General features: G+C 71.6%; 14 protein-coding genes. 13 read left to right on the forward strand and 1 reads right to left on the reverse strand.

The genetic code is table 11. The annotated features are described in order from the left end of the window. The first annotated feature begins 16 nt into the window (after positions 1–16). The 13 genes from BM349_RS15715 to BM349_RS15775 all read left to right on the forward strand — a co-directional run bounded on the left by BM349_RS15715 (position 17) and on the right by BM349_RS15775 (position 12,115). Positions 17–1,354: a protoporphyrinogen/coproporphyrinogen oxidase gene (locus tag BM349_RS15715; protein WP_091709427.1), complete on the forward strand. Its 1,338-nt coding sequence runs from the start codon at positions 17–19 to the stop codon at positions 1,352–1,354. Beyond that, the gene (hemQ, locus tag BM349_RS15720; protein WP_091708106.1) at positions 1,351–2,022 is read left to right on the forward strand and encodes a hydrogen peroxide-dependent heme synthase; all 672 of its coding nucleotides are present in this window, start codon (positions 1,351–1,353) and stop codon (positions 2,020–2,022) included. Before BM349_RS15715 ends, hemQ begins: the two co-directional genes overlap by 4 nt. Further along, on the forward strand, positions 2,019–3,209 hold the full coding sequence (locus BM349_RS15725) for a ferrochelatase (RefSeq protein WP_091708108.1): 1,191 nt from the start codon (positions 2,019–2,021) through the stop codon (positions 3,207–3,209). The genes hemQ and BM349_RS15725 overlap by 4 nt, the downstream gene beginning before the upstream one ends. Further along, positions 3,206–4,153 carry a hydroxymethylbilane synthase gene (gene hemC / locus BM349_RS15730; RefSeq protein WP_091709429.1) on the forward strand — a complete coding sequence of 316 codons (948 nt, stop codon included), beginning with the start codon at positions 3,206–3,208 and terminating at the stop codon, positions 4,151–4,153. Before BM349_RS15725 ends, hemC begins: the two co-directional genes overlap by 4 nt. Positions 4,154–4,190: 37 nt before the next feature. After that, on the forward strand, positions 4,191–5,189 hold the full coding sequence (gene hemB / locus BM349_RS15735) for a porphobilinogen synthase (RefSeq protein WP_091709431.1): 999 nt from the start codon (positions 4,191–4,193) through the stop codon (positions 5,187–5,189). Next, positions 5,186–6,523: a glutamate-1-semialdehyde 2,1-aminomutase gene (gene hemL, locus BM349_RS15740; protein ID WP_091708110.1), complete on the forward strand. Its 1,338-nt coding sequence runs from the start codon at positions 5,186–5,188 to the stop codon at positions 6,521–6,523. The genes hemB and hemL overlap by 4 nt, the downstream gene beginning before the upstream one ends. A 4-nt stretch (positions 6,524–6,527) precedes the next feature. Next, the gene (locus tag BM349_RS15745; protein WP_091708112.1) at positions 6,528–7,349 is read left to right on the forward strand and encodes a sulfite exporter TauE/SafE family protein; all 822 of its coding nucleotides are present in this window, start codon (positions 6,528–6,530) and stop codon (positions 7,347–7,349) included. A 38-nt stretch (positions 7,350–7,387) separates the two neighbouring features. Next, positions 7,388–7,837: an FAS1-like dehydratase domain-containing protein gene (locus BM349_RS15750; RefSeq protein ID WP_091708114.1), complete on the forward strand. Its 450-nt coding sequence runs from the start codon at positions 7,388–7,390 to the stop codon at positions 7,835–7,837. After that, positions 7,834–8,232 (forward strand): MaoC/PaaZ C-terminal domain-containing protein, encoded by a 399-nt coding sequence (locus BM349_RS15755; RefSeq protein ID WP_091708116.1) that lies wholly within the window; start codon positions 7,834–7,836, stop codon positions 8,230–8,232. The genes BM349_RS15750 and BM349_RS15755 overlap by 4 nt, the downstream gene beginning before the upstream one ends. 3 nt (positions 8,233–8,235) lie before the next feature. After that, on the forward strand, positions 8,236–9,372 hold the full coding sequence (locus BM349_RS15760; RefSeq protein WP_091708118.1) for a UDP-N-acetylmuramate dehydrogenase: 1,137 nt from the start codon (positions 8,236–8,238) through the stop codon (positions 9,370–9,372). A gap of 63 nt (positions 9,373–9,435) precedes the next feature. Beyond that, entirely contained in the window at positions 9,436–10,113 is a 678-nt protein-coding gene (locus BM349_RS15765) for a response regulator transcription factor (protein ID WP_091708120.1), read from the forward strand. Further along, positions 10,103–11,443: a HAMP domain-containing sensor histidine kinase gene (locus tag BM349_RS15770; protein WP_091708123.1), complete on the forward strand. Its 1,341-nt coding sequence runs from the start codon at positions 10,103–10,105 to the stop codon at positions 11,441–11,443. Before BM349_RS15765 ends, BM349_RS15770 begins: the two co-directional genes overlap by 11 nt. Positions 11,444–11,518: 75 nt before the next feature. Then, the gene (locus BM349_RS15775; protein ID WP_091708125.1) at positions 11,519–12,115 is read left to right on the forward strand and encodes a PepSY domain-containing protein; all 597 of its coding nucleotides are present in this window, start codon (positions 11,519–11,521) and stop codon (positions 12,113–12,115) included. 96 nt (positions 12,116–12,211) lie between these two features. On the opposite strand, the gene BM349_RS15780 is transcribed toward BM349_RS15775, so the two are convergent. Continuing rightward, on the reverse strand, positions 12,212–13,414 hold the full coding sequence (locus BM349_RS15780; RefSeq protein ID WP_091708127.1) for a pyridoxal phosphate-dependent aminotransferase: 1,203 nt from the start codon (positions 13,412–13,414) through the stop codon (positions 12,212–12,214). Between the last annotated feature and the right edge of the window lie 23 nt (positions 13,415–13,437).

Here is a 13,437-nt window from a genome sequence, read left to right on the forward strand (position 1 = left end):
GTCGCAGCATCCGACGATGCCCGCATCGCAGCCGAGACCCTCGTCGCCCTCCGCGGCGCCGGGCCGGGTGGTCGTGGTCGGCGCGGGCGCGGCGGGCCTGGTCGTCGCGCGCGATCTCGCCCGCGCCGGCGTCGCGGTCACCCTCGTCGAAGCGTCGGATCACGTCGGCGGCCAGCTGGCCACGATCCGCCTCGCCGGGCTCGACATCGACGCCGCGGCCGAATCGTTCGCGACTCGCGGGGGCACCGTCGCGGCGCTCGCGACCGAACTCGGCCTCGCCGCAGACCTCGTTCTCCCACGGGACTCGCCCGCCTGGCTGATCGCCGCTCGCGGTGCCGCTCACCCGTTGCCCGCCGCCAGCGTGCTCGGCATCCCGGGGGATCCCCGCGCCCACGATGTCGCCGCCGCGATCGGCCTGCGTGGAGCGTGGCGAGCGCGGCTCGATTCGATCGTCCCGCTGCGCCGACCCGAGGCGTATGGGAATCTCGGCGACCTCGTGCGGCGCCGCATGGGAGCCCGTGTGCTGGACGGACTGGTCGCCCCTGTCGTCCGCGGGGTCTATTCGACATCGCCGGACGAGCTCCTGCTGGAACTCGCCTCACCAGGGCTGCCCGACGCCCTGCGCTCGAGCTGGTCGCTCGGGGCGGCGGTCGAGCGACTGCGCGCGGCGAGCCCCGCCGGATCTCAGGTCGCGGGGCTGCGCGGCGGCGTGCACCGGCTCGCGGGGGAGCTCGAGCGCGATGCGAGGGCGGCGGGTGCGCAGATCCGGCTCGGCACCCGCGTCGCGAGCACCGACCGCGACGGCGTGCTGCTCGATACCGGCGAGCGGATCGACGGGCACGTCGTGTTGGGGGCGGCCGAGGCGGCCGGCGCAGCTCGCACCCGCGACATCACCGTGGCCATCGCCGTGGTAGATGCCGCCGGGCTGGACGATGCGCCGCGCGGGACCGGCGCCCTCGTGGCGGAGGGCGCCACGGGCATCACGGCTCGCGCGTTCACCCACTCGACTGCCAAGTGGCAGTGGCTCGCGGACCAGCTGCCTCCCGGAAGGCACGTGGTCCGGCTCTCCTACGATGAGATGCCGGACGACCCCGAGCGGACGGTGATCGCAGACCTCGGCGCGGTCACAGGTGCGCGGATCGACCGGGTCATCGACCTGGACGTCCGGACCTGGACCCGCACGCTGCAGGCGCACCCTGCGGCCGTGGGCCAGGATGCCGTCGGCGAGGCCTCCTCGACCACCGGACTTGCATCGATCGTCGCGGCCGCGAGAGAGACGGCGCGCACGATCGCAGCACGGATCAGCACCGAAGCGACAGGCGCCCACTCGGGCGACCCGGAAGGATCACGATGACGAACGAGACGAACGAGACCGTCGGATACGCGCTCTGGGCGGTCTTCGCGCGCCCCGAGACCACGACCGCGACGACGGATGCCGCATCCCTGCCGGCGGCGATCGGCGAGCTCGCTTCGACCGGAGTCACCCTGCGCGGGATCTACGATGTGTCCGGCCTGCGTGCCGACGCCGACGTCATGCTGTGGCTGACCGGCGATGACGCGCAGCGGCTGCAGGCCGCGCTGCGCGCCCTGCGCCGCACAAGCCCGCTGGCCTCACTGACGCCCCGGTGGAACGCGCTCGGAGTGCACCGTGACGCCGAGTTCACGCGGGACCACGCGCCATCGTTCATGCGGGGGCTCCCGCCGAAGCAGTGGGTCACGGTGTACCCGTTCGTGCGGAGCCTCGACTGGTACATCCTCCCCGAGGACGAGCGCCGCGGCATGCTGGGCGAGCACGGCCGGATGGGCCGCGAGTTCCCGCAGGTGCAGCCCAACACGGTCGCCGCGTTCGCGCTCGGCGACTACGAATGGATCCTCGCCCTCGAGGCCGACGACCCGATCGACCTGGTCGACCTGATGCGCCACCTCCGCGCGACCGAGGCGCGCCGGCACGTGCGCGAGGAGGTCCCGTTCTTCACCGGGCGACTGATCGCACCCGACGAGCTGGCCGAGGTGCTTTCGTGAGCGAGCGCGCGACCGACGGCGCAGTGGTCCTCGCGGCCAGCCCGGCTGCCGCATCCGGTCTCCCGCACGTCCTCGCCGCGACCGCGTACGACGGCATCCTGCTCGCGGGGTTCGGAGGTCCGGAGGGCCAGGACGACGTGATCCCCTTCCTGCGCAATGTCACGCGCGGTCGCGGCATCCCCGACGAGCGCCTCGAAGAGGTCGCCCACCACTATCGCCACTTCGGCGGGATCAGCCCGATCAATGCGCAGAACCGCGCCCTCAAGGCGGCGATCGAGGTCGAGCTCGCCGCCCGCGGGATCGACCTGCCGGTGTACTGGGGCAACCGCAACTGGGCGCCGTTCCTCGAGGACGCGGTGCAGGATGCCGCCGCGGCCGGCGACAGCACGCTCCTGGCGATCGCGACCAGCGCGTACAGCTCGTACTCCAGCTGCCGCCAGTATCGCGAGGACTTCGCGCGCGTGCTGGACGCGACGGGCCTGGAGAGCACGGTGACGATCGACAAGGTGCGTCAGTTCTTCGACCACCCCGGATTCGTGCACGCGTTCACCGAAGGTGTGACCGCGGCCGTGCGCGACCTCGTCGCGGACGGCATCGCGCCGGGCCGCATCCGCGTGCTGTTCTCGACGCACAGCATCCCGACATCCGACGCGCAGCGTTCCGGACCCCGGGACCGTGATTTCGGGCCGGGCGGCGCATACGCCGCGCAGCACGAAGCGGTCGCAGGGGTCATCATGGCCGAGGTGGCCCGAGCGGTGCCCGAGGCGGCGGTGACGGAGTGGGAGCTCGTCTACCAGTCCCGCTCCGGCCCGCCGACGCAGCCGTGGCTCGAGCCCGACGTGTGCGACGTGATCGGCGAACTGCCCGCCCGGGGCGTCGATGCAGTCGTGATCGTGCCGCTGGGCTTCGTGAGCGACCACATGGAAGTGCTCTGGGATCTCGACACCGAGGCGATGGAAGCCGCTGAGAAGGCTGGCATCCGAGCGGTGCGCACCCCGACGCCGGGCATCGATCCGGCGTTCGTGCGAGGGCTGGTCGACCTGGTCGTCGAGCGCCGGGACGCGACCGCGGTCGAGGAGCGCCCGCATCTGACCGAGCTCGGCCCGTGGTTCGATGTGTGTCGTCCCGCGTGCTGCGAGAACGTCCGTGCGGGGTTCAGGCCCGCCGTGTCGGGGCTCGCGCCGTGACGGCCCTGTTCAAGCCGGGCGCTCCGATCCGCGTCGGGACGCGCGCGAGTGCGCTCGCGGTGGCGCAGACCTCGGCGATCGCCGCGCAGCTCGGCTCGCACGAGCTGGTGACGATCACCTCCGAGGGCGATCGCTCGTCGGCTCCGCTCGCCTCCATGGGCGGCACCGGGGTGTTCGTATCGGCACTGCGGGACGCGCTGCTCGCAGGCACGGTCGATGTGATCGTGCATTCGTTCAAAGATCTGCCGACCGCGCCGGCAGACGGCATCCGGCTGGCCGCGGTCCCGATCCGCGCCGACGCGCGCGACGCGCTCGCCACGCGTGACGGTGTGACCCTGTCCCGGCTGCCGAAGGGCGCACGGGTCGCCACCGGCTCGCCGCGTCGCCGGGCGCAGCTGCTCGCCGTGCGAGCGGATCTCGACGTCGTCGGCATCCGCGGCAACGTCGACACGCGGCTGGGGCGCCTGTACGACCCGGATGACGACCGGCGGGTCGACGGGCTCGTTCTGGCGGCGGCGGGGCTCGAGCGCCTCGGCCGTCTTGGTGACGCATCCGAGCTTTTCGATCTCACCGAATGGCCCACGGCCCCCGCGCAGGGCGCGCTCGCTCTGGAGATCCGGGCGGATGCCGGGGCAGCGCTCGTCGATCGCGTCGGCGCCGTCGACCATGACCTCACACGGCTCGCAGCGACAGCCGAGCGCGGCGTGCTGGTGCGGCTGGAAGCCGGCTGCTCGGCGCCGATCGCCGCCCACGCGACTGTCGGCGACGGCGTGCTGACGCTGAGCGCCACCGTCTACGCGCCCGACGGCAGCAGCCGATTGACGATCGCCGACACGGGCGGTGCCGACTCCGACCGATCGGCCCTCGATCTCGCCGACCGGGTGGCGCAGGCGCTGCTCGAGGGCGGCGCGGCCGAACTCGCACCGCTGCATGGCGGGCGCTGAGGCAGTGGTGCACGATGAGGCCAGGAAGGTTGCATCCATGAGCACGTCACCGATCCCCGACATCCGTCCCCGCCGCACGCGGGCGACGCCCGCATGGCGTCGGCTGGTCGCACAGACGCGTCTTCACCCCTCGGAGCTCGTCCTGCCGATGTTCGTGCGCGAGGGCGTGAGCGAACCGGTGCCGATCTCGTCCATGCCCGGCGTCGTGCAGCACACCCCCGATTCCCTCAAGCGCGCGCTCCACGAGGCGGCGGATGCCGGCGTCGGAGGCATCATGCTGTTCGGCGTGCCCGAGCGCAAGGACGCCATCGGCTCCGGCGCCGACGACCCGGACGGCATCCTCAACGTCGCGACGCGCATCGCCGCGGCAGAAGTCGGGGATGCGCTCGTCGTGCAGACCGACCTGTGCCTGGACGAGTTCACCGACCACGGCCACTGCGGCGTGCTGGATTCGGCCGGTCGCGTCGACAACGACGCCAGCCTCGAGCGCTACCGCGCGATGGCGCTCGCCCAGGCGGAGGCGGGCTCGGCCCTCCTCGGTCTGTCCGGGATGATGGACGGCCAGGTGCGGGCGGTGCGCGACGTGCTGGACGCGAACGGACATCAGGATGCCGCGATCCTCGGCTACGCCGCCAAGTACGCGTCCGCGCTGTACGGCCCCTTCCGTGAGGCAGTGCAGTCCTCGCTCGAGGGCGACCGCCGCACCTACCAGCTCGATCCCGCCAACGCCCGCGAAGGGGTCCGCGAGGCGACGATCGACACGGAGGAGGGCGCCGACATCGTCATGGTCAAGCCCGCGTCGCTGTACCTCGATGTGCTCGCGCGCGTGGCAGCGGCATCCCCCGTCCCGGTGTGGGTGTATCAGGTCAGCGGCGAGTACTCGATGATCGAGGCGGCCGCCGCCAACGGATGGATCGACCGCGAGCGGGCGGTGCTGGAGTCGCTCGTCTCGATCCGCCGGGCAGGCGCCGATGCGATCCTCACCTACTGGGCCGTCGAGGTCGCGAACCTGCTCCGCGACGGGAGCCGCGCGTGACGAACGAGTCGGAGTTCGCCCGGGCACAGGCTGTCATCCCCGGCGGGGTCAACTCGCCGGTGCGGGCGTACCGGTCGGTCGGCGGCACCCCACGCTTCCTCGTGTCTGCGCGCGGACCCTACGTCACCGACGTCGAGGGCCGGCAGTACATCGACCTCGTGTGCTCCTGGGGGCCGGCGCTGCTCGGTCACGCGCATCCGGCCGTCGTGACCGCGGTGCAGGATGCCGCGGCCCGCGGTCTGTCGTTCGGGGCGACGACTCCGGGCGAAGCCGAGCTCGCCGAACTGCTGCGCGAGCGCACCACCGTGCTGGGCACGCGCCTGTTCGACAGCATCCGTCTGGTCTCCACCGGCACCGAGGCGACCATGACGGCCGTGCGGCTCGCGCGCGGCGCGACCGGGCGCGACATCGTGATCAAGTTCGCCGGGCACTACCACGGCCATTCCGACGGGCTGCTGGCCGAGTCGGGCTCGGGCGTCGCGACGCTCGGCCTGCCCGGGTCGGCCGGGGTTCCCGCCGAGGTCGCGGCGCTCACGATCGTGCTGCCCTACAACGATCTGGCTGCCGTCGAGGCGACCTTCGCTGCGCACCCGGGCCGCATCGCCGCGATCATCACCGAAGCGGCCGGTGCCAATGCCGGAGTGCTGGTGCCCGCAGACGGGTTCAACCAGGAGCTCGCCGAGCTCGCCCACCGTGAAGGCGCCCTCCTGATCCTGGACGAGGTGCTCACCGGGTTCCGCGTGGGACCCGCCGGGTGGTGGGGTCTGGAGGCCGAGCGTGCCGGATCCGTGCTGTGGCGGCCCGACCTCGTCACGTTCGGCAAGATCGTGGGCGGCGGCCTGCCGCTGGCCGCGGTGGCCGGCCGCGCCGAGATCATGGACCTCCTCGCTCCGCTCGGGCCGGTCTACCAGGCCGGGACGCTCAGCGGCAATCCGCTCGCCGTCGCGGCGGGGCTCGCGACACTGCGCGCCGCGGATGCCGCGGTGTACGAGCGCATCGACCACTCTGCGGCGCGGCTGTCGGGCGCCGTCGAGGACGCGTTCGCCGCCGCGGGGCTTCGCGTCCGCGTGTCCAGGGCCGGGAGTCTCTTCTCGCTCGCGTTCCGCGATGGGGCGGTGCGCGACTACGACGACGCGAAGGACCAGGACGGGTGGCGCTACCGCGCGTTCTTCACGTCGATGCTCGATCAGGGCGTCAGCCTTCCGCCGAGCGTGTTCGAGGCGTGGTTCCTCTCGTCGGCCCACACCGACGTCGAGCTCGACCGTATCATCGCGGCGCTGCCTGCCGCGGTGCGGGCCGCGTCCGAAGAGCCCAGTCCCGAACCGGCAGGATAGGGCCATGCCCGATCTCGATGCGCCGGACGCCGCGCAGCCCGACGCGCCTGCACCGCGCGGGACGAAGTACATCCTGACCTGCCTCGGCATCGGGCTGCTCGCCGGGCTCCTGTCCGGTCTGTTCGGAGTCGGCGGCGGCACCGTCATCGTTCCGCTGCTGGTGCTGGTGCTCGCATACAACCAGCGGCTCGCGGCGGGAACCTCGCTCGCGGCGATCGTGCCGACGGCCACGGTGGGCGTGATCTCATACGCGATCCACGGATCCGTCGCGTGGATACCGGGGCTCATCCTCGCGGCCGGTGCGGTCGTCGGAGCGCAGATCGGCACGTGGCTGCTGCCCCGCGTGCCGCTGACGGTGCTGCGGTGGAGCTTCATCGGATTCCTGGTCGCGGTGATCATCAGCCTCTTCATCGTCGTGCCGTCGCGAGACGCGGGGCTGCCGTTGACCGTGTGGACCATCGTCGGACTCGTCGTGCTCGGCGTCGCCACGGGCACCGTGGCCGGGCTGATCGGCGTCGGCGGCGGCATCATCGTGGTGCCGGCGCTCATGCTGCTCTTCGGCACCAGCGACCTCATCGCGAAGGGCACCTCGCTCTTGATGATGATCCCCACCGCGATCTCGGGCACGATCGGCAACTTCCGTCGGGGAAACGTCGACCTGCCCGGCGCGGCGCTGATCGGCGTCGCCGCATGCACGACGACCGCGCTCGGCGCGTGGTTCGCGACGCTCGTCGATCCGTTCTGGGGCAACGTGCTGTTCGCGATCTTCCTCGTGTTCATCGCAGGGCAGCTCGCCGTGCGCACCCTCCGGGAGCGGCGGGCATGAGCCTCCGGGCGCGGACCGCCGCTCGGTAGGATGGCACGGTGCCAGTGAACCCCGAGCTCGTCGGGCGCGTCTTCCCCCCGACGGCGCCCTACCTTGTCGGCCGCGAGAAGGTGCGCGAGTTTTCCCGCGCCGTCTTCGCCGACGACCCGCCGCACCTCGATCCCGCCGCCGCTCAGGCCCTCGGCTACGCGGACGTCGTCGCGCCGCCGACGTTCGCGATGGTCGTGCAGGACCAGACCCTGAAGCAGCTCCTGGCTGAGCCGGACTCCGGCATCGTCCTGCAGAACGTGCTGCACGCCGAGCAGCGCTTCCGCTACACGCGCCCCATCGTCGCGGGTGACGAACTGACCGGGACCCTGTCGGTGACCGGTGTTCGTGCGATCGGCGGCAACGCGATGGTCACGAGTGAGGCCGAGGTCCGGGATGCCGCCGGCGAGCACGTCGTGACCGCGACATCGGTGCTGCTCGTCGGGGAGGGCGAGCAGTGACCGCGGTCGGCGACATCGTCGCGGAGCGCACCGTGCACCTCACCCGCGAGTCCCTGGTGCGGTACGCCGGGGCGTCGGGAGACTTCAATCCGATCCACTACCGCGACGATGTCGCGGCATCCGTCGGCCTGCCGGGCGTGCTGGCCCACGGAATGCTCACCATGGGCCTCGCTGTCGAGACGATCGTGCCCTGGCTGGGCGACGCGGGGCGGATCCTCGAGTACGGCGTGCGCTTCACGCGCCCGGTGGTCGTCGACCCCGAGACCGGGGCCGATCTGACGATCGTCGCCAAGGTGGGCGCGGTCGACGACGAAGCGGCGCGCATCGATCTGACCGTGACCCACGGCGAGACCACCGTGCTCGGCAAGGCGCAGGTCCGCGTCCGACTCGCCTAGCCGATGCCCGACGTCGAACCGATCCCCCTCGCGCAGCTGACCACTCTGCGCACCGGCGGCGCCCCTTCGCGCATGATCGATGCGCACACGACCCATGAGCTCGTCGCCGCGCTCCGCGACGTCTGGGCGACCGGCGAACAGGTGCTCGTGCTCGGCGGCGGCTCCAATCTGTTCATCGGCGACGAGCCGTTCGAGGGGACCGTCGTTCGCGTGCTGACGAGCGGCATCGAGCGGATGCCGTCCCCCCGGCCCGGATTCGTGCGGCTGCGCGTGCAGGCTGGGCACGACTGGGACGACCTCGTGGCATTCGCCGTGGCGGAGGGACTCGCCGGAATCGAGGCGATGTCCGGGATTCCCGGAACCGTCGGGGCGGCGCCGGTCCAGAACATCGGCGCGTACGGGCAGGAGATCGTCCAGACACTCGTCGAGGTCGAGCTCATCGACGAGCCGACCGTCGAGATCTCGACCGTTCCGGCCGACCAGCTGGGCCTCGGATTCCGCACATCCGTGTTCAAGCACCACTACGGCTCGGTCGCCGCCCGGCCGGCCGTGATCCTGTCGGTCACCCTCGAGCTCGCCGACGTCGGGCACGGGGATCGCCCGGTTCCCGGTGAGCAGCTCCGCACCGCCCTCGGCCTCGAGCCCGGTGCGGAGGTCTCGCTCGACTGGGTCCGCGACCACGTGCTCGCGACCCGCCGCCGCAAGGGCATGGTCCTGGACGCCGAGGACCCCGACACGTACAGCGCGGGCTCGTTCTTCCAGAACGCGATCGTCTCGGCATCCTTCGCGCGCACCCTGCCAGCCGAGTGCCCGCGCTGGCCGGTGACACCCGACCTCGACCCGGTCCTGGTCATTCCCCTGGCGGCATACGACGGCTATGTCCCGGCTTCGGTGAGCGCGGAATCCGACGTCAAGGTCAGCGCCGCGTGGCTCATCGAGCACTCCGGCCTGCGAAAGGGGTTCAAGTTGCCGCGCTCCCGCGCAGCCCTCTCGACCAAGCACGCCCTCGCGCTGACGAACCGGGGGAGTGGGTCCGCCGAAGAGCTGGCCCAGCTGGCGCGCTTCATCCAGGGCCGTGTGCAGGCGGAGTTCGGTCTGATCCTCCAGCCCGAACCGGTTCTGGTGGGCATCGAGCTCTGACCACCCGGCAGCCGTCAGCACCGGTTCAGCGCCGGTTCAGCGCGCATGAGCCACGATGGACTCATGCGACTGCTGGTGGTGGACGACGAGCCGCGGCTGGCGGAGGGGCTCAAGCGCGGCCTCGAGGCCGAGGGCTTCGCGGTCGATGTCGCCCACACCGGCACCGATGGCCTGTGGCTGGCCCGCGAGCAGCAGTACGCCGCGATCCTGCTCGACATCATGCTGCCCGGTATGAACGGCTACGTCGTGTGCCGCACGCTCCGCGATGAGCAGAACTGGACGCCGGTGCTCATGCTCACGGCGAAGGACGGCGAGTGGGATCAGGTCGAGGGCCTGGACACCGGCGCCGACGACTACCTCACCAAGCCGTTCTCGTTCGCCGTGCTGCTCGCCCGGCTGCGGGCGCTCATCCGCCGTGGCGCGGGCGCCCGCCCGGCGACTCTGCGCGTCGGTGACCTCACGCTCGATCCGGCCTCGCGCGAGGTCAGCCGGGGCGGCACCGCGATCGACCTCACCACTCGCGAGTTCGCCGTCCTGGAGTTCCTGATGCGCCGCCCGGGAGAGGTGGTCTCGAAAGCCGAGATCCTCGAGGGGGTCTGGGACTTCGCGTTCGACGGCGACCCGAACATCGTCGAGGTGTACATCGGTCACCTGCGCTCGAAGCTCGACCGGCCGTTCGGGCGCGACAGCATCCGGACCATCCGCGGAGCCGGATATCGGCTGGGCCCCGATGGCGAGTGACGCCCCGCGCCGGCGCGCCGGCATCCGCGCACGGATCACCGTGGTCGCGGCATCCGTCGTCGCTCTTGCCCTCCTGCTCGGCGCCGTCGGCTTCTGGTTCACCCTGCGCGCCGCTCTGTACGGGCAGCTCGACGCCGCGGCACGGCAGGATGCGGCGGCATTCGCCGAGCAGGTGGATGCCGGCGGGCCGGAGTCCCTTCCCGACATCGACGACGACCGGTTCTGGCAGGTCATCGACCGCGACAGCGGTGCTGTGGTCGCAGCCAGTGACGCAGCGGAGGATTTCGGCGCGCTCGCCGACCGCGAGGGGAGCGCCCCGACGGTGCTCCGGCTCGATCCCGATGACCCGCCCTTCGCGACCGCGGTGGAGCGGGTCGGCGGCGATTGGATCGTCGTCGCGGGTCGGAGCACCGAGGAGGTCGATGCGACCCTCGTCACGGTGGCGATCCTGCTCGCGGTATCGGTCCCGCTTGTGACCGGTCTGGTCGCGATCACCACGTGGGTGGCGGTGGGTCGGTCCCTCGCCCCCGTGGAGCACATGCGCCGGCAGGTCGAGCAGCTGTCGGCATCCGACCTGTCCGCGCGCGTCGACGAGCCGCCCACGCGAGATGAGATCGGGCGCCTCGCGCACACCATGAACGGCATGCTGGGACGCCTGGAGGAGTCGCAGGCCGCGCAGCGCCGCTTCGTCTCGGACGCCTCGCACGAGCTCAAATCGCCGCTGGCGTCGCTGCGTCAGTACGCGGAGGTCGCACGTGCGCATCCCGACCGGATCGGCGCCGCGGAGCTGAGCGATGCGGTGCTGGACGAGGGCGCCCGTCTGGAACGTCTCGTACAGGGGATGCTGGTGCTCACGCGCGCCGACGAAGGCGGTCTCGCGCTCTCGGTCGCCGACGTCGATCTCGATGATCTGCTTCTCGGCGAAGCGACTCGGCTGCGCGCACTGGGTGTCGTGAGCGTCGATGCGGCCGGGGTGCGGCCGGCTCGCGTTCGCGGCGACCTGGCGCTGCTTCGCCAGGTCACCCGCAATCTCGCCGACAATGCCGCGCGCCATGCACGATCGAGAGTGACCTTCGGACTGACGCAGACCTCCGACGGCGCGCTGCTGACGATCGAGGACGACGGCGCGGGAATCGCCGAGCCGGACCGCGAACGGGTGTTCGGGCGGTTCGTCCGGCTGGACGACGCACGCGCACGCGATGGCGGCGGCAGCGGGCTCGGACTGGCGATCGTGCGTGAGATCGTCCGCGCGCACGGAGGCGACGTTCGGATGGATGCCGGCCCGGGCGGCGGCGCGCGGTTCACGGTGACGCTGCCCGGCGGTCGCTGAGCTCGGCGGATCGTCGGCGCTTCAGGTTGGCTTCAGGCGCGGCGCGGGATCGTGGAGTCCTACTCAGGAGGAACCATGCGCACACCCGCCATCTGGATCACCAGCACCATCGTCGCCGTCGGCCTGGTCGCCGCCGGCACGGCCGTCGCGTTCGCGGCGACTTCCCCCTCGACCAGCCCTTCCCCGTCGGCGACGCTGCTCGAGGACGGCTCGAGCGGCGACGCGACGGCATCGCCGTCCGCACCGGCGTCGTCTGCCGATCTCGAAGCGGCTCAGGCCGCCGCTCTGGCTGCAGTCGGCCCCGGCACGGTCATCGAGGCCGACACGGACGACAATGCCGCGTATGCCTACGAGATCGACATCCGTCTCGACTCGGGCGGAGTCGTCGAGGTGAAGCTCGACTCATCGCTGAACGTCGTCTCGACCGAGAACGACGACCGAGGCGGCGACGACACCGCCGATGACAGCCGCGGCGACGACGCCGTCCCGGATGCGGGCGCGGCCGCGAAGGCGTCCGAGGCGGCGCTGGCGCACGTCGGCTCCGGAACGGTGACGAGCGTCGAGCTCAGCGACGACACGGACCACGTGTACGAGGTCGAGATCGATCTGGGCAACGGCGAGGACGTCGACGTCGAGCTCGACGCCCAGTTCGTCGTCGTCAAGGCCGACTGACCACGCCGGGGGGATCGTCCGCGAGACTGCACGGGGACGCCGAGACGGAGGGGTGGCCCCGCTGTCTCGGCGTCGGGATGCAGTCTCGCGAAAGGGCTAGGAGGCGAACAGCTCCTGCAGCCGTCGCACGCCCTCCAGCAGCGCCTCGTCGCCGAGCGCGTACGAGAGTCGCAGGTAGCCGCTCGGCCCGAACGCCTCGCCCGGCACCACCGCGACCTCGACCTCTTCGAGGATCAGATCGGCCAGCTCCAAGGAGGTCGTCGGGGTCTTCCCGCGCCACTCGCGACCAAGCAGGCCGTGCACGTCGGGGTACACGTAGAACGCGCCGAGCGGGTTCGGGACCGTGACGCCCTCGATCTTCGCGAGTTCGCCGACGATGAGCTTGCGGCGCCGGTCGAACGCGAGCCGGAACTCCTCAGCCTCGGTCTGCGGGCCGGTCAGCGCGGCCAGCGCCGCGCGCTGCGCGATGTTGTTCACGTTGCTCGACAGGTGCGATTGAAGATTCGCGGCGAGCTTGATGGCATCCTTCGGGCCGACCATCCAGCCCACGCGCCATCCGGTCATCGCGTAGGTCTTCGCGACGCCGTTCACGAGGATGGTCTGGGATGCCGCGGCCGGCACCGCCTCGACGATCGAGACTGCGCGCGTGCCTTCGTACACGAGGTTCTGGTAGATCTCGTCCGTGATGATCCAGATGCCGTGCTCGACGGCCCATTCGCCGATCGCCTTCGTCTCGTCGGGCGTGTAGACCGAGCCGGTCGGGTTCGAGGGCGACACGAAGACCAGCACGGTCGTGCGCGGGGTGCGCGCCGCCTCGAGCTGCTCCACCGTCACCTTGTACTCCTGGTCGGCGCCCGCGAACACTTCGACGGGGACTCCGTCCGCGAGGGCGATCGCCTCGGGGTAGGTCGTCCAGTAGGGCGCCGGCAGCAGAACCTCGTCGCCGGGGTTCACGACGGCCTGGAACGCCTGGTACACCGCCTGCTTGCCGCCGTTGGTGACGACGATCTGGGATGCGTCGACTTCGAGCCCCGAGTCGCGCAGCGTCTTGGCTGCGATCGCCTCCCGCAGCACCGGGAGGCCGACGGCGGGCGTGTAGCGGTAGTTCGCGGGGTCGTGCAGCGCTTCGGCCGCGGCATCCACGATGAACTGCGGCGTCGCGAAGTCGGGTTCGCCGGCCGCATAGCTGACGACGGGTCGGCCCGCGGCCTGCAGGGCCTTCGCCTTGGCGTCGACCTTGAGTGTCGCCGATTCGGCGATCGCGGAGAGCTTTCGGGAGAGTGGGGCGCGTTCAGTCACGGCTTCGAGCGTAGTCGCACGCG

The organism is Microbacterium sp. cf046 (genome assembly GCF_900114345.1).
In the GTDB taxonomy this organism is placed as follows: domain Bacteria; phylum Actinomycetota; class Actinomycetes; order Actinomycetales; family Microbacteriaceae; genus Microbacterium.

Bases quoted from the DNA above. Each gene is read 5' to 3' on its own strand.
- BM349_RS15715 (WP_091709427.1), top strand. From the start codon at position 17: ATGCCCGCATCGCAGCCGAGACCCTCGTCGCCCTCCGCGGCGCCGGGC.
- hemQ (WP_091708106.1), top strand. From the start codon at position 1,351: ATGACGAACGAGACGAACGAGACCGTCGGATACGCGCTCTGGGCGGTC.
- hemB (WP_091709431.1), top strand. From the start codon at position 4,191: ATGAGCACGTCACCGATCCCCGACATCCGTCCCCGCCGCACGCGGGCG.
- BM349_RS15745 (WP_091708112.1), top strand. From the start codon at position 6,528: ATGCCCGATCTCGATGCGCCGGACGCCGCGCAGCCCGACGCGCCTGCA.
- BM349_RS15760 (WP_091708118.1), top strand. From the start codon at position 8,236: ATGCCCGACGTCGAACCGATCCCCCTCGCGCAGCTGACCACTCTGCGC.
- BM349_RS15765 (WP_091708120.1), top strand. From the start codon at position 9,436: ATGCGACTGCTGGTGGTGGACGACGAGCCGCGGCTGGCGGAGGGGCTC.
- BM349_RS15770 (WP_091708123.1), top strand. From the start codon at position 10,103: ATGGCGAGTGACGCCCCGCGCCGGCGCGCCGGCATCCGCGCACGGATC.
- BM349_RS15775 (WP_091708125.1), top strand. From the start codon at position 11,519: ATGCGCACACCCGCCATCTGGATCACCAGCACCATCGTCGCCGTCGGC.